The following is a 19,357-nucleotide window of genomic DNA, read 5'->3' on the forward strand; positions in this document are numbered from 1 at the left end:
GGATGGGGCCGGGGCAGAAGCGGCGCTCGCCGGGCATGGCCGGCCCTACCGGCCTGCCGCAGGCGGCAGCGGCGGGCGTTGGCGCAGCACGCGCACCAGGGCCCAGACGATCAGCACGATGCCGAAGGCGGTCAACAGCGACAGCACGAACTGCACGCCGCCCAGCACTGCGCTCATCGCCGAGATGGCGGTGAAATCGCCACTGCTGACCAGCCACAGCGGCACCACGTTGGCGACCACGCCGCCGAGGTTGGCCACCAGCAGCAGCACCAGCCCGGCCAGCGCACCGCTGCGGGCCGCATCACGCGGCGCGCCCACCACCCAGACCAGGCCGACGCACAGGGCGATCAGCACCGGCAGGCGCACGCCGATCATGCTCAGCACGCTCAGCAGCAGCGAGGAACTGTCCATCGATCAGTCCTGGCCGGCAAACGCGCCGGCACCGGCACGCAGCTGCTGGTAGACCTCGTCGGTCTGCGGGCGCACGCCGTGCCACTGCAGGAAGCTCTCGGCGGCCTGCTCGACCAGCATGCCCAGGCCATCGACGGTATTCCGGCAATTGGCCGCGCGCGCCCAGGCCAGGAAGGCGATGGCCGCCTCGCCGTAGTTCAGGTCCACCGCCGTGGTCATCGAATTGACCAGCGACAGCGGCAGCTTGAACTCCACGTCGCGGTCGCGGCCGGCCGAGGTGGCGTTGAGGATCAGCTCGAAATCGCCCAGATCGCGCAGGTCCTCCCAGTAGCGGCTGAGCGCGCGGCCCGGTTCGCCCATGGCATCGATCAGTTCGTCGGCGCGTTCCGGCGTGCGGTTGACCACCACCAGCTCGGTGATGCCGGCATCAAGCAGCGCCGGGGCGACGCTGCGTGCCGAACCACCGGCGCCGATCAGCAGCACGCGGCGACCGCGCAGGTCCAGGCCGTGGCGGTCGGTCAGGTCACGCACCAGGCCGATGCCATCGGTGGTGTCGCCGTGCCAGCGGTCGCCCTTGCGCAGCAGGGTGTTGACCGAGCCGGCGCGGCGCGCGCGCGCGGTCAGCGTGGTGCACACCGAGAACGCGGCTTCCTTGTGCGGCGAGGTGACGTTGGCGCCGACACCGCCTTCGGCGGCAAACGCTTCCAGCCCGGTCAGAAACGCATCCGGGGCCAGGTCGATCGCGCGGTAGTCGATGCTGATGCCTTCCTGGCGACCGAACGTCGCGTGGATCAGCGGCGACTTCGAGTGGGCAACGGGGTGTCCGAATACGGCGTAACGATCGGTCATGGAATCCTCAAGCTGGCTAGACTGGTGCACTTTCGTGCAAGGACCCGGATGATGCGCATCACCCCGACCCTGCTGGTGCTTGCCGCCAGTCTACTCTCTGCCCCCGTGGCGATGGCGTTGAACGAGTACGGCATCGAGGGCATGGGCGTGGTTTCCACCCGCGCCGACGAGGGCCGGGCGACGATCAGTGCCGACGGCCAGCGCATCGTCTTCGCCCGCCGTGGCGAGGCCGGCTGGGGGCTGTGGCAGGCACGGGTGGTGGACGGCCGCTGGCAGCAGGCCCAGGCCCTGCCGGTAGGTGTGGCCGGCGAGGCGCTGGATCCTTATTTCAGCCGTGATGGCCATTGGCTGCTGTTCGCCGCCGGCCGCGAAGGCGCGCTGGCCCTGTACCGCGCACCGGTGGCGGCCGATGGCAGCGCGGGCCGCGCACAGGCGTTGGCTGGCAAGGACGATACCCGCGCCGAGCGCGGCGCGGCCCTGAGCGCCGATGGCCGCCGGCTGCTGTTCGCGCGCGACCTGGGCCGTGGCGCGGGCTGGGATCTGTTCGTGGCACCGCTGGATGCGCAGGGCGTGCGCGGCGCCGCGGTGGCGTTGGCCGGCGTCAACACGGCTGCCGACGAGACCGGCGGCGACTGGCTGGGCAACGACGGCGCGGTGGTGTTCAGCCGAGGCAATGGCGAGGCCGCGCAGGTGATGACCAGCGCCTGCGCCTGGACTGGGGCGGCGCTGCAGCCGCTGGGGCTGTCGTTCAACCAGACCGGCGGCTGGACCAGCGCACCGGTGGTCGACAACGCCAAACCGGGCGAGATGATGGTGGCCAGCAGTGCGGCCAGGGCACCGCGCGCCGGTGGCGTGGATGTGTACCGGTTGGCGGTACCGAAGGTGGCGGCCGTGGCCGGGTGCGTGCGGTAGATCCACGCCGGGCGTGGATGGCGCCCGCGATGGGGTCAGAGCCCTTTCCTGCGGAAAGGGATCCGACCCCCGGGCCACGCAGGCGTCAGCGCGCCAGCACGTGCGCGCGCTGCTTCTCGTACTCCACTTCGCTCAGCTGGCCGTTGTCCTTGCGGCGGTTCAGCGCGGCCAGTTCGGCCTGCACGCTTTCCGGCAGGGCCTGCTCACGGGCGACGTGGGCGGCGGCGGAGAGCTGCTCCGGCGGGCGCCGGCTGGCGCGCCAGGCAGCAATGAACACGCCGATGATGATGGCGCCGAACACCAGCGTGCCGGTGCCCCAGATCAGCCATTGCATCCATCCCATTTCCGGTCCCATCGCGTGTTCCTCCGTCCGTCGTGAGCGCTATTGTCAGCGCTCGCGCAGCCAACGCGCCACCTGCGGCGCGAAATAGGTCAGCACGCCATCGGCACCGGCGCGCTTGAAGCCCAGCAGCGATTCCATCACGCAGGCGCGCTCGTCCAGCCAACCGTTGGCGAAGGCGGCCTTCATCATCGCGTACTCGCCGCTGACCTGGTAAGCGAAGGTCGGCACGCCGAACGTCTCCTTCACCCGGCGCACCAGGTCCAGGTAGGGCATGCCCGGCTTGACCATCACCATGTCCGCGCCCTCTTCCAGGTCCAGCGCGATCTCGCGCAGGGCCTCGTCGCCGTTGGCCGGGTCCATCTGGTAGGTCTTCTTGTCGGCCTTGCCGAGGCTGGCGGCGCTGCCCACCGCATCACGGAACGGGCCGTAGAACGCCGAGGCGTACTTGGCCGAGTAGGCCATGATGCGCACGTTGAGGTGGTGGTCGGCATCCAGCGCACGGCGGATCGCGCCGATGCGGCCGTCCATCATGTCCGAGGGCGAGATGATGTCGGCGCCGGCTTCGGCATGCGACAGCGACTGCTTCACCAGCGCCTCGACGGTGATGTCGTTGAGCACGTAGCCCTTGTCGTCGATGATCCCGTCCTGGCCATGGGTGGTGTACGGGTCCAGGGCCACGTCGGTCATCACGCCCAGTTCCGGGAAGCGTGTCTTCAGCGCGTGGATCGCACGCTGCGCCAGGCCGTCCTCGGCCCACGCGGCCGATGCATCCAGCGACTTCTGCGAGCTGTCGATCACCGGGAACAGGTCGATCACCGGAATACCCAGCTCCAGCGCCTCTTCGGCCACCTTCAGCAGTTCCTCGATCGACAGGCGCTCCACGCCGGGCATCGACGGCACGGCGGTGCGGCCGGCCAGCTCGTGCACGAACACCGGGTAGATCAGGTCGTCGGTGGTCAGCGTGTTTTCGCGCATCAGGCGGCGCGAGAACTCGTCATGGCGCATGCGCCGCGGGCGGTAATGGGGATGAGGCATGGCAGGCTCCGAGGAGTGGCTATTGCAACAGGTAGCCCTGCGGCAGCAGGGGTTCGGGCAGGGGGCGTTCGCCGAGCGCGTCGAGCTGGTCGATCTCGATCGTGCGCACCATGGCGTCCAGCGGCAGGTCGTTCGGCTCCAGGCCGAAGGGCTCTTCCATTTCCTCGCCCAGCTGGTCCAGGCCGAAGAAGGCATACGCCAGTACGGCCGACAGCACCGGCGTGCCCCAGCCCAGCGAACTGGCCAGGCCGAACGGCAGCAGCACGCAGAACATCCATGCGCAGCGGTGCAGCAGCAGGGTGTAGGCGAACGGCAGCGGCGTACTGAGGATGCGCTCGCAGCCGGCCTGGATGGAGGACATCGCGTGCAGGCGGTCTTCGAGCTGGGTGTAGAGGATCGGCTCCAGCTCGCCGCTGCGCAGCGCCTGCGCCAGTTCGGCGGCGATCATCGACAGCAGCGCGTCGGGCACGTTCTCGCGCTCGGCCAGCTGCTCGCGCTGCGGCTTGTCCAGCCACGGCAGCGCCACCAGGGCGACGATGCGCCCGCGCAGGCGCGCAGCCAGCGCATGGGCGAAGGCGGTGGTGAGGTAGGCAATGCGGCGCCGGCGGCCGCTGTCATCGGCCAGCAGCAGGTGCACCTGCCGCGCCAGCGAGCGCGATTCGTAGATGAGCTGGCCCCACAGCTTGCGGCCCTCCCACCAGCGGTCGTAGCAGGCGCTGTTGCGGAAGCTGAGGAAGATCGACAGGACCAGGCCAAGCAGGGTGAACGGGGTGACCGAGACCCGCTCGATGCCGAACGGCGGGGCCAGCTCCACCACCGCGGCCACCGCGATGGACAGCACCAGGATGGCCAGCACCTTCGGTGCGATGGCCGGCACGATGGAACCGCGCAGGATGTACAGCAGTTGCCAGCCGTGGGGACGGGAACGAATGATCATGGGGGCAGCCGCGCCAGGCGCGGTTTCACAGGCACGCGGGGGGCTCGCGCAGCCCGGCATTGTACTCCCCTGCCCGGCGCCCGGCCGGGGGCCTGCGACGCCCTGTCGCACCCGTGGCCGCGACCCGGAACATGCTGCTCAGATCAGGCTGCTCAGACCATGCTGCTCAGATCACGCCACCGCCCATGCTCAGGCGGACGATGCCGACCAGCACCACGATGCCGTTCAGGACCAGGCCGGTCTTGGCGCGGCCGCGCTTGCTGGGGTGGGTGAAGAGGATGCCGAGCGCAGCGACCACCGCGCCCACGGCGGCAAACGGGATCAGGAACCAGTTGCCCCAGCCCAGCAGCGGGATCAGGGCCAGGATCATCCACAACAGCGCCACGATGCCCCACAACAGACTGATCACACCCATGCCCAGCTCCCCTCAGGTTGGTTTACCCGCCAACCTTAGCCCTTCCCGCGGCTGCCGCCTACCGCCGTTGGCGACACGCTCACCCCTGCCGTGCCAGCATGCGGTCATGGCCCGGGCGCGGGTGTTGGCGCCGATTCAGAGTCCCCGGCCGATGATCCGAACTGTCCTACAGGGGTATACGCCATGAACATCCGTTGGGTCGCGTTGACCGCCATGCTGCTGGCCGCTGCCGGTTGCGCCAGCACCTCCAAGGTCATGCTGGGCCGCGCGCGTGCGCCGATCGACCCGGCGCAGGTGCAGATCTATTCCACCCCGCCGGCCGGTTCGCTGGAGATTGCCCAGCTGGAATCGTCCTCGGCGGTGGGCTTTGGCACCCAAGGCCAGACTGACGCCGCCGTCGCCCGGCTCAAGCGAGAAGCGGCCGCACTGGGCGCCAACGGGGTGATCCTGATGGGCGTGGGCAGCAGCGGCTCGCCGGTCGGCATGTCGGTGGGTGCCGGCAGCTATGGCTCGCACGTGGGGGGTGGCCTGGGCATCGGCATTCCGACCACGCAGAAGCGCGCGGCCGGCGTGGCGATCTGGGTGCCGAACCCGGAGGCGCCGGCGCGGTTGCCGACGCAGACCATTACCCCGCAGCCGCAGCGCTGATCGGCGGTAGTGCCGGCCGCTGGCCGGCAACCACCGGGCAAAGGCAATGCCGGCCAGCGGCCGGCACTACCAATTAGTTCTTCCGGTACTTCGGCACGAACTGCTGCTGCACCGCTTCTGCCAGCTGGTCCGGCGGCAGCAGGCCCTGGTCGAGCAGGAAGTTGTTGAACGCCAGGCGGTCGAACTTCGCGCCCAGCGCCAGCTCGGTCTGCATGCGCAGTTCGAGGATGCGGGTGTAGCCGTAGAAGTAGCTGCCCGCCTGGCCCGGCATGCGCACCATGTAACGGTCCAGTTCCTGGGTGGCCATCGCCTTGGACAGGCCGACCTGCTCGATCAGCACGCGCTCGCCGTTGGCACGGTCGGTCAGGCCCAGGTTGAGCATCGGGTCGAGCATGGCGCGGGCGGCGCGCAGCAGGCGGAACTGCAGCGCGATCATCTGCCCGTCCAACGGCTCGTACGGCACCATTTCCGCTTCGGCATACAGCGCCCAGCCTTCCACGTTCACCGAATTGAACGCGAACATCGTGCGCGCCAGCGACACGCCGCGCTCGACCATCGCGGTGAACTGCAGCTCGTGGCCGGGGCGGCCCTCGTGCGCGCTCAACGTCCACGCTGCCGAGCCGAAATTGAAATCGTCGTACTGCGCGCCCGGGCCGGCGGCCGGGTTGCCCAGCGGCAGCACGAAGGTGCCCTGCTGCCCGGTGTTGTTGACCAGCGGCGCCGGCAGGAAGTGCGGGGCCGGGCTGGCCGCACTCTCCGCCGCCGAACCCAGGCGCATCTGCATGGCGCGCTTGGGCACATCGACGATGCGGTGTTCGCGGATCAGCGGATCGATCGCATCGATCACCTTGCGGTAATGGCCTTCCAGGTGGTCATCGGCAATCTTGTCGGCCTTCAGCGCGCGGATGACCGCCACCGGGTCGCTCGGGTCGGCCACCTTCAGGCCCTTCTCCTTCGCCACCAGCGGCGCCAGCTGCTGCATCGCCGAGCGGGTTTCCATGAATTCCAGCTGGGCGCGCTGCATCAGCAGCTTCGGGTCGATGTCGATGCCGACCTGCTTGAGCTGGAACGCATACAGCGGTGCCGGCAGGCGTGCATCGGTACGCGCCTTCGGCAGCACTTCCTTGCGGGTCCAGGCGGCGTAATCCTTCATCTGCGTGGCCAGGGCCTTCATCGCCTCATCGGCGCCGGCCACCTGGTACTTCTTCAGCAGCGACTCGATGCCGGTGATGTAGGTCTCGACGTTGTCCAGCGACTGCTGCACTTCGATCTGGGTCGGCTGCAGCAGCGCGCTGTCGCCCAGGCGCTCTTCGTAGCGCTGGCGGGCCAGCGTGGTGAACGCGGTGCCGCCCGGCTGCAGGCCCGCGTAGGCCTTCAGGCGGTCCAGCGCCTTGGCGCGGCGCTCGGCCGGCACCTGGTCGGACAGCAGCAGGTTGAGGCCGCTGAACACCGTCTGCGGTGCATCGCTCCACGGCAGCAGGTACTTCTCGTTGAGCTCGCTGCCTTCGATGCTCTGGTCGGCAGCGTGGATCATGATCGCCAGGTCCTGGCGGACATTGGGATCCTTCTCGGTGGCCAGCTTCGCCTTCAGCTCGTCGCGGGCCTTGGCCGTCGCGGCGCGGAAGCGCTTGCCGTTGTCGGGGCCGAGGTCGGCCACCTTGTCGTCGTAGCCGGGCACGCCGAAGAAACCCGTCTGTTCCGGCTGGAACAGCCCCTGCGCATCGAGCAGGATCTGCGCCAGTGCATTGCTGCGGGCCACCCAGGCTGCACTGGCGGGGGTGGCCGCCTTGGCAGCCGGTGCGGCCAGGGCCGGCGGGGCGGACAGCAGCGGGGCGGCGGTCAGGGCCAGGGCAACGGCCAGCGCGATCGGCTTCATGGGACACTCCGGGAAAGGGGTGATCGCAACTTACGCGCTCAGGGCGATGGCGACAATCGGCTGGAGGTCACGGGGCCCCATTGAGGACATCGGGATCATGTGATGGCGGATCCGGATAGAAGCTGGCTACGATGCCCTTCGTTTCGCGCATGACTCTTGCGTTGTCGTGAAGACCAACGGATCCCGTTGGCACGCCCTCATGCTGGATGAGCGGAGATGACCAGATGTTCACCCGCGGGCAGGCCCGGTCACCGCACTCCAAGGCCATGACGGTACGCCAGCCAGGCGCGTCATCTGCGTTGAATTGGTAGCCATGCCCGTATGCGAATCTTGGAGGATCAAGTGCCGCGTTCTCGGGATCATGATCTGCTCCCAGCAGATGGCCGATCTCATGCGCAAGGCTGTGGTGGTCCAGACATCTGCGCTCGACGGCGAAGAAGGCCGTTTCCCGGGTCGCTAGAACCTGCTGGGCCAATCCGCATGCGGGAGCGCCCGAATGTGTATCGATGATCATCACCATTACGTCGGCTCTCTCGCCTTCCCGCGCCACGTGCAGCAGCCAGAGCGGTCCCTGCCTGCCCTTTGCGATGTCATCGAGAGTCTGATCAAGCGTGGTTTCGCGGTATCCAGGAAGTGCGTTGGCCGCCGTCTGCAGCTCCAGTTCGATGCCGCTTGCTGCAAAGCCGGCATTGGCCTCGATCACCGCAGCCCTGACCTGCTCGATTGCCGGATCCACCCCATCTGCCAAGGCACCGGCCGCAAAGCCGTACGCAACTCGAATCACATCGCGACCTTCACCGTTACCTCCGGTGGCAATTCCTGGAGGAAGGTCTGGGGCGGGCCGGCCTGGTCGCCGGTCCCTCACATCGTCACGCTCGTCCCGTAGAGCGCGGCGCACATCACGCTTTACCAGTCGATCACCGTCCAGCGCATAGCGCAAGAACCCTTGGCTGAATCTCGCATGTGTTCCTGAAGCGTCCGACCAGATTCGCACGTATGGGGGCGGCCCAGGTTTCCCGTCAACATCAAGCGTAACGGTCTTCACCCTGCCCACCCACTGCATGCCTGGGATGGAGCGCACCTGCCGTTGCGCATCTTCGTCACCCGCAGACCGATAGATCACATTCTGGACGCTCTCGAACAGGGGTTCGGAAGGATCGCGGACAAGGTGAAGAACCAGGTCGTGGAGATCGACGGTGATCTCATCGGCAGCCAAGGCGACCTCATTCACACGAACCCGGCGTACCCAGTCCACATCATCGCCTGCTCTGCGCAGCTGCTGTTCCACTCCTGCCAATGGTGCGTCCGCGAGCACCTCCACGAAGGGTTCGGCAGCCATGACGGGTGTGACCGAAAGCAGCGCAACCACTGCCAGCGCTACCACGCTCCTGATTGCATACGTTCGCATTGCACGCTCCTTCCTGGATGAAATGAGTCGTTGCAGCCAGATCTGCGCTGCAACGGCTCAATCATTGGAGGCAGCCTATGCCAGCAATCCGGGACGTCGCTCGCACTATCAATCCAATCTATCGAGGCAGTGAAGATTGAAGGCTGCACCAATAGAGAATCGGTTCATCAGCGTCGTGTGGTGTCGGAACTGTTCGGTCCCACACCAGACACGCCGAGCGGCCCCCTGGCCCGGCCGACAAGAGTGAATCCAGCTGTGGCGGATTACGACAGCCTCGGTCTCGGCGGTCGTGCAATCACAGCGCCAGCATCAGTGGGCACCCACCGCGCTCACGGCATTCCTGCAGCGCGCACTCGCTGGCGGCTTCGGCATCGTCCAGCGCGGTCAGGTCGAAGGTCGCCTGGTCCTCGCCCAGCACGTACATCACCGGGTAATCCCACACATCATTGCGGCGGGTGCCTTCCACGATCAACCGGGCGCGCCCCTGTGGCCCTTCCAGGCCGACAACCAGGCCCAGATCACGCTCTCCATTGACGGTTGTCTGCGTGATGCTCAGCGGCATCGCATCGGCAAGCAGTGGCTCGCCAAGCACCTGTGCCACTTCAATGCTGCAACCCGCGCGGCGCAACGCTTCCTGCATCGGTGGGCTTTCGCGTACGGCCTCGCTCCAGCGCAGCACGCTCCAGATGATGATGCCGCCTCCCATGCCCAGCAACAGCAGGACCGACAGCGGTATCGCCCAGCGCCAGTGGCGACGCCACCAGCCGGCGCTGGCCGGCCGATAGCCCGGGATCGGGGTTGGCTTTTGCATCGGCGGGCTCCTTCCCGTGCGTCCGTCAGGGCTTCAGGCAACGGTCCAGGAAGGCCTCGGCAACGCGGTAGCGGTGCAGTGCATCAGCGCCGGACAGGCCGTGCTTCGCACCCGGATAGGTCATCAGTTCGAACGGCTGGCCGCGCTTCTGCAGCGCGCTCATCAGGCTGGTCGAGTTGGTGAACAGCACGTTGTCATCGGCCATGCCATGGATCAGCAGCAGCGGCGAGCGCAGGCCCTCGATGTGGGTCAGCACGCGGGCTTCGCGGTAACCGGCCTCGTTGCGCTTGGGCAGGTCCATGTAGCGCTCGGTGTAGTGGCTGTCGTACAGGCCCCAGTCGGTGACCGGTGCACCGGCCACGCCGCAGGCATAGCTGTCCGACGCCTTGGCCAGCAGCATCAGGGTCATGTAGCCGCCGTTGGACCAGCCCTGCACGCCGATGCGCGCCGGGTCCACCCACGGCTGCTGCTTCAGCCAGGCCACGCCGCGCAGCTGGTCGGCCACTTCCACCGTGCCCTGCCTGCCGTACAGCGCGCCGCCGAAATCGCGGCCACGACGCGGCGTGCCGCGGTTGTCCAGCGAGAACACCACGTAACCCTGCTGGGCCAGGTACTGGTTGAACAGGTGGTCGCCACGGCCGGGCCAGCTGTCGGTGACGGTCTGGCTGGCCGGACCGCCATACACGTACACCGCCACCGGGTAGCGCTTGGACGGGTCGAAGCCGGCCGGCCTGATGATGCTGTAGTTCAGCGGGGTCTTGCCGTCGGCCGCGGTCAGCGTGCCGAACTCGATCGGGCGCTGCGCATCGCGGTAGCGCGCGTACGGGTGCTTGGGATCGGCCAGGTCGTTCTCGAGCAGGGTGGCGATCTTTTCGCCATTGGCACGGAACAGCTCGATCTGCGGCGGCGTGGTGCTGTTGGACCAGGTATCCACGTACACGCTGGCGTTGCGCGCGAAGCTGGCGGTGTGCATGCCCGGTGCCTTGGACAGGCGCTGCGGCTGGCCACCCTGCAGCGACACGGCGTAGATCTGGCTTTCGCGCGCCGAATCGATGCCGGCGCGGAAGTAGGCCTTGCCGGCCTTCTCGTCGACGGCCAGCAGTTCGTCCACCGACCAGTCACCGTGGGTGAGCGCGGTGGCCTTGCCCTTGGCATCGATGCGGTAGAGATGCTGGAAACCGGTGCGCTCGGACGACCACAGCACGCTGCCATCGTCGAGGAAGCGCAGGCTGTTGTGCAGCGGCACCCAGGTCGGGCTGGTCTCGTGGGCCAGCGTGCGCGTGCCGTTTCCGGCCAGGTCGACTTCGACCAGGTCCAGCAGCTTCTGGTCACGCGACTGGCGCTGGTAGGTGACGCGCTGGGCATCACGCCAGTCGACGCGGGCCAGGTAGATGTCCTGTTCCTTGCCCAGGTCGATCCAGCGCGGCGTGGCGGCGGCGGTCGGCGCGATCACGCCCAGCTGCACGCGCACGTTGGCATCGCCGGCGGCCGGGTAGCGCTGTTCGACCACATCGGTGCGGTCGGCATAGACCTCGTAGCGCTTCTGCACCGGCACCGGTGCTTCATCGATGCGGGCAAAGGCAATCGCCGAATCATCCGGCGCCCACCAGTAGCCGGTGTGGCGGTCCATTTCCTCATCGGCGACGAACTCGGCCACGCCGTTGCCGATGGTCGCGCTGCCATCGGTGGTCAGCTGCAGCTGCTTGCCGCTGGCCAGGTCGATCACCCACAGGTTGCGGCCGCGGATGAAGCTGACGAAGCCGCCCTTGGGCGACAGCTTGGCGTCGGTGGCGAAGCCTTCACCGTGGGTCAGCTGGCGCACGGCGGCTGCGCCCTGCTGCTTCAGGTCGTACAGGTACAGTTCGCCGCCCAGCGGGAACAGCAGGCGCTGCGCGTCCGGCGACCACTGGTAATCGACGATGCCGGTCATCGCGGCGATGCGCTGGCGCTCGCGGCGGGCCTTTTCCTCGTCGCTGAGGGTTTCGGTGCCGGGCAGCACCACCTTCGAGTCGACCAGCAGGCGGGTCTGGCCGCTGCCGATGTCATAGCTCCACAGGTCCAGCTGGTTGCGGTCGCTGTCCTTGCCGCGCAGGAAGGTCACGCGCGAGCCGTCCGGGGCCACCTTGGGCTTCATCAGGGTCGGGCCGGACAGCGGCAACGGGCCGGTGATGGCTTCCAGGGTGAGTTTTTCAGCGTGGGCGGCAGTGGTGGCGGCGAGCATGAGGGCGAGCGAGGCAAACAGATGGCGCATGGAAGGTCCCGGCAAACGGCAGGTCCGCCACGCGCCACGCGCACAGCGGTCATGCCCCCATCCTAACCAAGCCCGCCGACGAAGGCAGCATGACCTTCTGCCCATGGCGCCATGCCGAACAGGAGTGCCGACCAACGGTCGGCACCTACCGTCTGGGGTCAGCGCTGGCCGAACAGGTGCTTGCGCTCTTCCTCGCTCAGCGGCTTGCCGGCGTTGGGGTTCACCTGCTGGCGCAGGGCATAGGCACGCTTGGTGGCCGGGCGTGCGGCGATGGCGTCATGCCAGCGCTTCAGGTTCGGGAAGGCGGCGAAATCGACCGGGATCTTGTCGTAAGCGCCAATCCACGGGTAGCTGGCCATGTCGGCGATGGTGTATTCATCACCCGCCAGGAAGGCGTGATCGGCCAGGCGCTTGTCCATCACCCCGTGCAGGCGGCGCACTTCGTTGTCATATCGCTCGACGGCATAGGGGATCTTTTCCGGCGCGTAGACGTTGAAATGGCCCATCTGGCCGCTCATCGGGCCCAGCCCGGCCATCTGCCAGAACAGCCATTCCAGGGTGGTGACGCGGCCACGCGGGTCGCTGGGCAGGAACTGGCCGCTCTTCTCGGCCAGGTACAGCAGGATGGCACCGGATTCGAACACGCTCTGCGGGGCGCCGCCATCGGCCGGGGCATGGTCGACGATGGCCGGCATCTTGTTGTTGGGCGAAATGGTCAGGAATTCCGGCTTGAACTGGTCACCCGAGCCGATGTTGACCGGATGGATGCGGTACTCCAGGCCGGCTTCCTCCAGCAGCAGGGTGACTTTGTGGCCGTTGGGGGTGGGCCAGTAATACAGGTCGATCATGGCGTCGGCTCGGGGTTCGGAAGGAACCTGAAGTCTAGTGCGAACGTTGGCTTGGCACCGTCATGGTGGGCCGGTAACCTCGCCACTCCCTCGCAACGCAGCATCCCCCGCATGAGCGCAAACCGTCTGCCGCCCTCCCCGCTGTCCAACCTGATCTTCGCCTCGCGCTGGCTGCAGCTGCCGCTGTACCTGGGCCTGATCGTGGCGCAGTGCGTCTATGTATTCCTGTTCGGCCAGGAGCTGTGGCACCTGATCACGCATTCGGTGTCGATGGGCGAGCAGCAGATCATGCTGATCGTGCTGGGCCTGATCGACGTGGTGATGATTTCCAACCTGCTGGTGATGGTCATCGTGGGCGGCTACGAGACCTTCGTGTCGCGCCTGCGCCTGGAAAACCACCCGGACCAGCCGGAATGGCTGAGCCACGTCAACGCCAGCGTGCTGAAAGTGAAGCTGGCGATGGCCATCATCGGCATCTCGTCGATCCATCTGCTGAAGACGTTCATCGGCAGCGGCGCCCTGGGCGGCATTCCGCTGTGCCCGCCGGAGCGCATGGCCACGGCTGTAGCCAACATCGGCGAACAGACCTGCGCCACCCTCACCGCCGAAGGCGTGCTGTGGCAGACCATCATCCACTGCGTGTTCATCCTGTCGGCCATCGGCATCGCCTGGACCGACAAGCTGATGTCGGCCGGCCACGACAAGGCCGGGGGCCACGCCAAGCCCGCCGGGCATTGACCTGACAAGGCGATGGCGACACCTGATGTCGCCATCGCCCCTGACCCACCCTTGTACGCAAGGGTGGGCGGGATGCTAGATTGCACGCTCGCCGTTGCCGGCGGCGGCGTCGGGAAACGCCGGCCGCCACGCCCGGACACCGGTCCTGGCCATGCAGATCCACGGCTTACGTAACGTCGTCTTCTAAAGGGGAGCAGGATGTCGCACGTCGCAATGAACGCTGCCGCGCGCCGGTGGATACCGGTTGCCCTGGCACTGGCACTGGCCGCCTGTTCGGGCAAGGAAGAAACGCCGGCACCGGCCGCCGACGGCGCTGCCGCGCCCGCCGCCACGCCTGCCGCACCCGCCGTGGCGGCCAAGGTGCAGTCGATGGGCACCGAGCAGCTGCGCGATTCGGCCAGCCGCGCCCTGGCCGAGAACCGCATGTACGCGCCGGCCGGCGACAACGCCATCGAGTACTACCTGGCGCTGCGCGACAAGACGCCGGACGACGCCTCGGTGAAGAGCGCGCTGACCGACCTGCTGCCCTACACCCTGATTGCCGCCGAGCAGCACCTGGGCCGCGAGGACTTCACCGAAGCCCAGCGCCTGGTGGCGCTGATCGAGAAGGTGGACCCGTCCGCGCCGGCCCTGCCGCGCCTGAAGGAAGGCCTGACCAAGGGCGTCCAGGTGGCTGCCAAGCGCACCGAGGACGAGACCGCCAAGGTCAAGAAGGATGCCGAGGACCGCGCCAAGCAGCTGGTTGAACAGCAGCGCCTGGCCGACCAGCGCAACAAGGAAGCCGAAGCGGCCAAGCAGATTGCCGCCCAGCAGGATGCAGCCCGCCGCGACAGCGAGCGCCAGGACGCCGAACGCCAGGCCGCCGCCCGCCGCGAGGCCGAACAGAAGCAGCAGCAGGCCGCTGCCCAGCAGGCCAGCGCCGCGCGTGCCGCCGCAGCCACCGCCGCGCCGACCCTGCGCCCGGTCAGCACCCCGGCCCCGCGTTACCCGGCCGAGGCCCTGCGCTCGAGCACCTCGGGCGAAGTGCTGGTGGAAATCACCGTCGGCACCGATGGCTCGGTGACCAACGCCCGCGTGCTGCGCGCCACGCCGTCGCGCGTCTTCGACCGCGAAGCACTCAACGCGGTCAAGCGCTGGCGCTTCGAGCCGGTGGGTGCCCCGGTGACCACCCGCCGCACCCTGGTGTTCGCCCCGGGCGGTTGATGGCCCACGGTTGCGCCGGGCCCTGCCCGGCGAGACACCTTCACAAGGCCCGGAGCGATCCGGGCCTTGTTTGTTTCAGTGCCCGCCGTCGATCAATCGCTGCAGCGCCGGATCGCGCGCCGTCAGTACCTGGAAAAGGCCGAGCGCGTGCAATGCCGGCAGCAGTTCGCGCAGATCGGCCTCGGCTGCGGCACGGGTGGCAGTGCTGCCGGCCGGATCCTGCCAGTCGCGCACGCTGGCGAGGAAGGCGCCGACGCTGCCCTTGCGCACGGTCAGGCCGTGCACCTGCACGTCGTCCTGATGATCGGGAAGAATGTCCTGCGGTTTCATGGGAGTGGGCTCCTTGGGATGAGCGGCCAGTGTCAGGCTTGCAGGACGGCCGTTCTGCCGTATAACTGCCACTTCATATGGCAGATCAGCCAATCCAGGCACCGTTGATCGATCCCGCGCTGGCCGATGCGGCTGCGGGGCCGTGGCTGCTGGGCGCACAGCTGGCGATGGAGGGCCCGCGCCGCACGCCGCGCCACCAGCACGCACGCGGGCAGTTACTGGGCGCGCGCCACGGCCTGCTGCGCATCGAAGCGGGCGACCAGCACTGGCTGCTGCCGGCAGGGCACGTCGCGTGGATACCGCCTGGCCTGCCGCATGCATTGGCCAGCCTCGGCGTCTTCGATGGCTGGAGCCTGTACTTCAGTGCCGCCGCCTGCAACGCACTGCCCACGGCCGCGCGTGTGTTCCAGCCCAGCGTACTGCTGCAGGCGGCCGTGCCCCGCGCGCTGCAGTGGCAGCACGTTGCATTGGAGGATGCGCAGTCGAGGTTGGCGGGGGTCATCGCCGACGAGATCGCCGCGGGTCGTCCGTTACCGCTGGCGCTGCCGCAGCCACGCGACCGCCGCTTGCGGCGCATTGCCGCCGCGCTGGCCCGCGCACCGCATGACGGGCGCAACGTCGAGGAATGGGCCGCAGCCACCGGCCTGTCCGGCCGCAGCCTGGCTCGCCACTGGGTGGCCGAAACGGGCATGCCGCTCAGCCACTGGCGGCAGCGACTGCGCGTGCTGCTGGCGTTGCCACGTCTGCTGGCAGGGGCAACGGTCATCGAGGTCGCGCTGTCGATGGGCTATGACACGCCGAGTGCGTTCATTGCCGTGTTCAAGCGCGAGATGGGCGTGACACCGGCGCGCTATGGCGCGGGGCAAGTGCGGGGATGACGGACCGGGAAGCGGGGATCTGCGCCGCTTTCCTCGCTGACACCGGACCACGCCGGACGATCTAGTTTTCTGGCCGCCACATCACCCGTTCCTTGTGGCGCTCCAGCGCACGCGCATAGATGGCCGGATCGCTGGCGAATTCAGCCATGAACCTTGGCTCTGGAAGTCGATAGGGATCCTCAGGATCAATCTGGCACTCTGCCTCGATCTCAGGTGGGAAGACCGGCCTGCGACAGGTCTTGAAAGTCAGCCACCGGCAGAGCGTGAGTGCGCCATAGACCGGGAACATCAGGTTGGTACGCAGCGGCATCAGTGCCGTGCCCATCATCAGGATGACCATCAGCCAGCAGTTGCGGATCGTTGGATCCGACGAAAGCGTGATGACCCGGTCTCGCGGATCGTCGTAGCAGTTCTCCGGGCCGTCCTGCATGTAGCGGCAGATGAGCGCCCACGGTTCGCGGATGTCATCCTCGTGTTCCCAGAAGTGTCCGATGGTGAAGGTTTGTTGTATCTGCTGGTTGCGATCAAGCAGGTGGCATCGGAGATCAAGCAGCTCAGAATTCTGCGCGCCACGGCCGATGTGGAAGAAGGCGTAGGGGGAACCCCAGGGAACGACAGTCACGCCGCCCGGGCCGTTGTGCCGGAAGAAGTAGATCTTACGGGTGATGCGATTGAAGCGGACTGGGTAGTGTGTGTATTGGAAAAGGTCATTTCTCAGAATTAACCACCAGCACACAAAGTTCGCCGCTGCAACGACTACGGTGATGAACAACAGATGTGGCCATAGGCCCGCTAGCCCCTCTCTCATTTCAGAGGACTGGATAAACAAATTCACGTTTACGCCAGTAAAGAAGATGACCATCAGCGAGGCGGACAGCGTCGCGGCCATACCCTTTACTTTGAAAGACCTGTCGACGAAATCGATGTACTGCGAATTCATCGCAATCAGACCGAATGCATCGTCGGGCGAGAACTGCGACGGAACGTCATGCCTCAACTCCGAACTGCGCTCCGGGTGGTTCAACCGTCGCCCAACGGGGAAGCGTGGCTGCCATCCTGTAAGCACTATGCGGACCTCTGAAGATTTTTCATCGAAGCCAGTTGATCTTCAACCGTCGAGAAAGAGCCAGCATCATTGCCGCCGAAGTGAATCGTTTTGTCCATCCACCGCTCGATTTCATCAGGCTTGAACCACCCCACGACGACTGTCACGACAGCGGCGACAATCATCAGTATCAAGGCAAGTGGTATTGCCGCTCCCCAAAGCAAGAGGCCGGCTGCAATCATTGTTGCTACACCTCCGGTGACCATCCCAATCCCGTAGACGGCATCGAGCTTGAAGTCCCTTGCACCTTCGTAGACCATCAGCCCACCCAGCACCATGCCGGCGATCCCGCTCAGCCACCGTCCTGTCGCAGATATAGCGGCCGCCCGCGTCGCAGCGCGAAACGCCAATCGCCCCAACGGCTCGGCCAGCTTCTGCGAAAACCAAGGCAATTTCGCCCCAATCTCACCCAGCAGCATCGCCGAGTCTCCCACCAACGCACCCACGCCAGCAGCAAAGTTGGCGCCCAGCAGTGGGCGCTCACGCGGCAGTGCCGTGCTGTACTGCCGACCCCATTCAGACAAGCTGGCAGAGGCAAACACCAGGCTGGCCGTGCCATAGGCGAACGAGGGGTTACCGACTTTGGCGAAGCTGCCTCGTATGGCGTCGTACATGTCCACCGTGGTCAGCGTTCGTGACAGCTCTGCATGAGCCCCCCCCCACTGACTACTTCTCCGGCCGCCACATCACCCGTTCCTTGTGACGCTCCAACGCACGCGTGTAGATGGCCGGATCGCTGGCGAACTCAGCCATGAACCGCGGCTCTGGAAGTCGATAGGGATCCTCAGGATCAATCTGGCACTCCGCCTCGATCTCAGGCGGGAAGACCGGCTTTCGACAGGTCTTGAGGGTCAGCCACCGGCAGAGCGTCAGTGCGCCGTAGACCGGAAACATCAGGTTGGTGCGCAGCGGCATCAGTGCCGTGCCCATCATTAGGATGACCATCATCCAGCAGTTGCGGATCGTTGGATCCGACGAGAGCGTGATGACCCTGTCGCGCGGGTCGTCGTAGCAGTTTTCCGGGCCGTCCTGCATGTAGCGGCAGATCAGCGCCCATTGCTCGAGAATGTGATCGTCGTGATGCCAGAAGTGTCCGACGGTGAAGGTCTGCTGTATCTGCTGATTGCGGTCAAGAAGGTGGCACCTGAGATCACGCAACTCACGGTTCTGTGCGCCCCGCCCGATGTGGAAGAAGGCGTAAGGCGAACCCCAGGGCACGACAGTCACGCCCCCGGGGCCGTTGTGCCTGAAGAAGTAGATCTTGCGGGTGATGCGATTGAAACGCACTGGGTAGTGAGTGTATTGGAAGATGTCATATCTCAAGTACACAAACCAGAGTCCCCAAATCATCGTAAAAGACATTGCAATTAGAACTGCAAGTGTTCCAAGGTTGCCAGCTATACCACCACTCATTCTTGATAGTGAGATGGCGGGGCTGATGAGCGCCCAAGCACCTAGCACGCAGCCCGCTTCCGCTGCTAGGCAGCAGACCATACCTTTTATCTTGAACGTCCTGTCTACAAATTCGGCAAACGTCGAGTTGAGCTTTATCAGCCCATAGGCATCATCAGGGCTGAAACCTGCACAGTCGCTAGAATCTAGTCTCGCTCCACGCTCCGCAGCACTGATGGCATGATTGGCTGGGAATTTCGGTATCCATCCAGTTAACAAGTCATTAGGCCCTTAAGTACTTAAGCTCATTCGCTTGCTCGTCGATATCGCGGAAGCTTCCCGAGCCGTTCATCCCGAAATGTAGACTCCTATCGAGCCAGCGCTCCACGTCATCAGGTTTGAACCAAGCCACTACCACCGCAACCACAGCGGCAACAATCATGAGAAGAATAGCTAGCGGCAAAGCCGCTCCCGCTAAAATTAGGAAGGACGCAAAGAACGTCGCCAACCCACTGATCATCATGCCTATTCCATACACACGCGACAGTTCAAAGTCCCTCACGCCCTCGTAAACCGTGAGTCCACCCAGCACCATGCCTGCAATCCCACTCAACCACCGCCCTCCAGCGGAGACAACTGCCGCCCGAGTCATAGCGCGGAACGCCCATCGCCCCAACGGCTCGGCCAGCCTCTGCGAAAACCAAGGCAATTTCGCCCCAATCTCACCCAGCAGCATCGCCGAGTCTCCCACCAACGCACCCACGCCAGCAGCAAAGTTGGCGCCCAGCAGTGGGCGCTCACGCGGCAGTGCCGTGCTGTACTGCCGACCCAATTCAGACAAGCTGGCAGAGGCAAACACCAGGCTGGCCGTGCCATAGGCGAACGAGGGGTTACCGACTTTGGCGAAGCTGCCTCGTATGGCGTCGTACATGTCCACCGTGGTCAGCGTTCGTGACAGCTCTGCATG

General features: G+C 66.2%; 21 protein-coding genes. 5 read left to right on the top strand and 16 right to left on the bottom strand.

Features of this window, described 5'->3' with window-relative positions; all coding sequences use genetic code 11:
- Positions 1-45 precede the first annotated feature (45 nt).
- Positions 46-411, bottom strand: a complete 366-nt coding sequence (locus tag QMZ26_RS02530; RefSeq protein ID WP_079224116.1) for a hypothetical protein — start codon at positions 409-411, stop codon at positions 46-48.
- Between the two features lie 3 nt (positions 412-414).
- Positions 415-1,260, bottom strand: a complete 846-nt coding sequence (aroE, locus tag QMZ26_RS02535) for a shikimate dehydrogenase (protein WP_283220468.1) — start codon at positions 1,258-1,260, stop codon at positions 415-417.
- A 48-nt stretch (positions 1,261-1,308) separates the two neighbouring features.
- Between aroE and QMZ26_RS02540 the strand changes: the two genes are divergently transcribed.
- A complete protein-coding gene (locus tag QMZ26_RS02540; RefSeq protein ID WP_283220469.1) occupies positions 1,309-2,172 on the top strand; it encodes a hypothetical protein in 864 nt (287 codons plus the stop codon).
- 85 nt (positions 2,173-2,257) lie between these two features.
- Here QMZ26_RS02540 and QMZ26_RS02545 read toward each other — a convergent pair whose 3' ends face one another.
- From QMZ26_RS02545 to QMZ26_RS02560, 4 genes are all read right to left on the bottom strand, one after another.
- On the bottom strand, positions 2,258-2,527 hold the full coding sequence (locus tag QMZ26_RS02545; RefSeq protein ID WP_283220470.1) for an SHOCT domain-containing protein: 270 nt from the start codon (positions 2,525-2,527) through the stop codon (positions 2,258-2,260).
- Between the two features lie 33 nt (positions 2,528-2,560).
- Positions 2,561-3,550, bottom strand: a complete 990-nt coding sequence (hemB, locus tag QMZ26_RS02550) for a porphobilinogen synthase (protein WP_283220471.1) — start codon at positions 3,548-3,550, stop codon at positions 2,561-2,563.
- Positions 3,551-3,569: 19 nt separating this feature from the next.
- Positions 3,570-4,487, bottom strand: a complete 918-nt coding sequence (locus QMZ26_RS02555; RefSeq protein WP_108747636.1) for a bestrophin family ion channel — start codon at positions 4,485-4,487, stop codon at positions 3,570-3,572.
- A 166-nt stretch (positions 4,488-4,653) separates the two neighbouring features.
- Positions 4,654-4,902 carry a hypothetical protein gene (locus tag QMZ26_RS02560; protein WP_079224127.1) on the bottom strand — a complete coding sequence of 83 codons (249 nt, stop codon included), beginning with the start codon at positions 4,900-4,902 and terminating at the stop codon, positions 4,654-4,656.
- 183 nt (positions 4,903-5,085) lie between these two features.
- Here QMZ26_RS02560 and QMZ26_RS02565 point away from each other — a divergent pair, with 183 nt between their 5' ends.
- A complete protein-coding gene (locus tag QMZ26_RS02565; protein WP_079224129.1) occupies positions 5,086-5,550 on the top strand; it encodes a hypothetical protein in 465 nt (154 codons plus the stop codon).
- A gap of 73 nt (positions 5,551-5,623) precedes the next feature.
- Here the strand turns inward: QMZ26_RS02565 and QMZ26_RS02570 are convergent, their stop codons facing one another.
- From QMZ26_RS02570 to QMZ26_RS02590, 5 genes are all read right to left on the bottom strand, one after another.
- On the bottom strand, positions 5,624-7,426 hold the full coding sequence (locus QMZ26_RS02570; protein WP_283220472.1) for a DUF885 domain-containing protein: 1,803 nt from the start codon (positions 7,424-7,426) through the stop codon (positions 5,624-5,626).
- A gap of 67 nt (positions 7,427-7,493) precedes the next feature.
- The gene (locus QMZ26_RS02575) at positions 7,494-8,834 is read right to left on the bottom strand and encodes a M12 family metallo-peptidase (protein WP_283220473.1); all 1,341 of its coding nucleotides are present in this window, start codon (positions 8,832-8,834) and stop codon (positions 7,494-7,496) included.
- A 295-nt stretch (positions 8,835-9,129) separates the two neighbouring features.
- Positions 9,130-9,645 (bottom strand): cytochrome c oxidase assembly factor Coa1 family protein, encoded by a 516-nt coding sequence (locus QMZ26_RS02580; RefSeq protein ID WP_283220474.1) that lies wholly within the window; start codon positions 9,643-9,645, stop codon positions 9,130-9,132.
- A 25-nt stretch (positions 9,646-9,670) separates the two neighbouring features.
- Positions 9,671-11,896, bottom strand: coding sequence for a S9 family peptidase (locus tag QMZ26_RS02585; RefSeq protein ID WP_283220475.1), 2,226 nt, complete (start codon positions 11,894-11,896; stop codon positions 9,671-9,673).
- A 158-nt stretch (positions 11,897-12,054) separates the two neighbouring features.
- Positions 12,055-12,744, bottom strand: a complete 690-nt coding sequence (locus QMZ26_RS02590) for a glutathione binding-like protein (RefSeq protein ID WP_283220476.1) — start codon at positions 12,742-12,744, stop codon at positions 12,055-12,057.
- A gap of 111 nt (positions 12,745-12,855) precedes the next feature.
- Between QMZ26_RS02590 and QMZ26_RS02595 the strand changes: the two genes are divergently transcribed.
- Together QMZ26_RS02595 and QMZ26_RS02600 are read left to right on the top strand one after the other, a co-directional pair.
- Complete coding sequence (locus QMZ26_RS02595) at positions 12,856-13,482, top strand: TIGR00645 family protein (RefSeq protein WP_283220477.1); 627 nt, start codon at positions 12,856-12,858, stop codon at positions 13,480-13,482.
- Between the two features lie 198 nt (positions 13,483-13,680).
- Positions 13,681-14,685, top strand: coding sequence for an energy transducer TonB (locus tag QMZ26_RS02600; RefSeq protein ID WP_079224141.1), 1,005 nt, complete (start codon positions 13,681-13,683; stop codon positions 14,683-14,685).
- A gap of 75 nt (positions 14,686-14,760) precedes the next feature.
- Here QMZ26_RS02600 and QMZ26_RS02605 read toward each other — a convergent pair whose 3' ends face one another.
- Positions 14,761-15,015 (bottom strand): hypothetical protein, encoded by a 255-nt coding sequence (locus QMZ26_RS02605; protein WP_283220478.1) that lies wholly within the window; start codon positions 15,013-15,015, stop codon positions 14,761-14,763.
- A gap of 77 nt (positions 15,016-15,092) precedes the next feature.
- On the opposite strand from QMZ26_RS02605, the gene QMZ26_RS02610 reads away from it, so the two are divergent.
- Positions 15,093-15,893: a helix-turn-helix transcriptional regulator gene (locus QMZ26_RS02610; RefSeq protein WP_283220479.1), complete on the top strand. Its 801-nt coding sequence runs from the start codon at positions 15,093-15,095 to the stop codon at positions 15,891-15,893.
- A 61-nt stretch (positions 15,894-15,954) separates the two neighbouring features.
- Here QMZ26_RS02610 and QMZ26_RS02615 read toward each other — a convergent pair whose 3' ends face one another.
- From QMZ26_RS02615 to QMZ26_RS02630, 4 genes are all read right to left on the bottom strand, one after another.
- Positions 15,955-16,890, bottom strand: a complete 936-nt coding sequence (locus tag QMZ26_RS02615) for a DUF6708 domain-containing protein (RefSeq protein ID WP_283220480.1) — start codon at positions 16,888-16,890, stop codon at positions 15,955-15,957.
- Positions 16,891-16,958: 68 nt separating this feature from the next.
- A complete protein-coding gene (locus QMZ26_RS02620; RefSeq protein WP_283220481.1) occupies positions 16,959-17,618 on the bottom strand; it encodes a hypothetical protein in 660 nt (219 codons plus the stop codon).
- Between the two features lie 46 nt (positions 17,619-17,664).
- The gene (locus tag QMZ26_RS02625; protein WP_345782654.1) at positions 17,665-18,492 is read right to left on the bottom strand and encodes a DUF6708 domain-containing protein; all 828 of its coding nucleotides are present in this window, start codon (positions 18,490-18,492) and stop codon (positions 17,665-17,667) included.
- Between the two features lie 181 nt (positions 18,493-18,673).
- Positions 18,674-19,357 (bottom strand): hypothetical protein (locus tag QMZ26_RS02630; protein ID WP_283220483.1); only part of this gene is annotated, 684 nt, incomplete at its 5' end.

The sequence above is a fragment of the Stenotrophomonas sp. PFBMAA-4 genome, from assembly GCF_030053215.1.
Taxonomy (GTDB): domain Bacteria; phylum Pseudomonadota; class Gammaproteobacteria; order Xanthomonadales; family Xanthomonadaceae; genus Stenotrophomonas.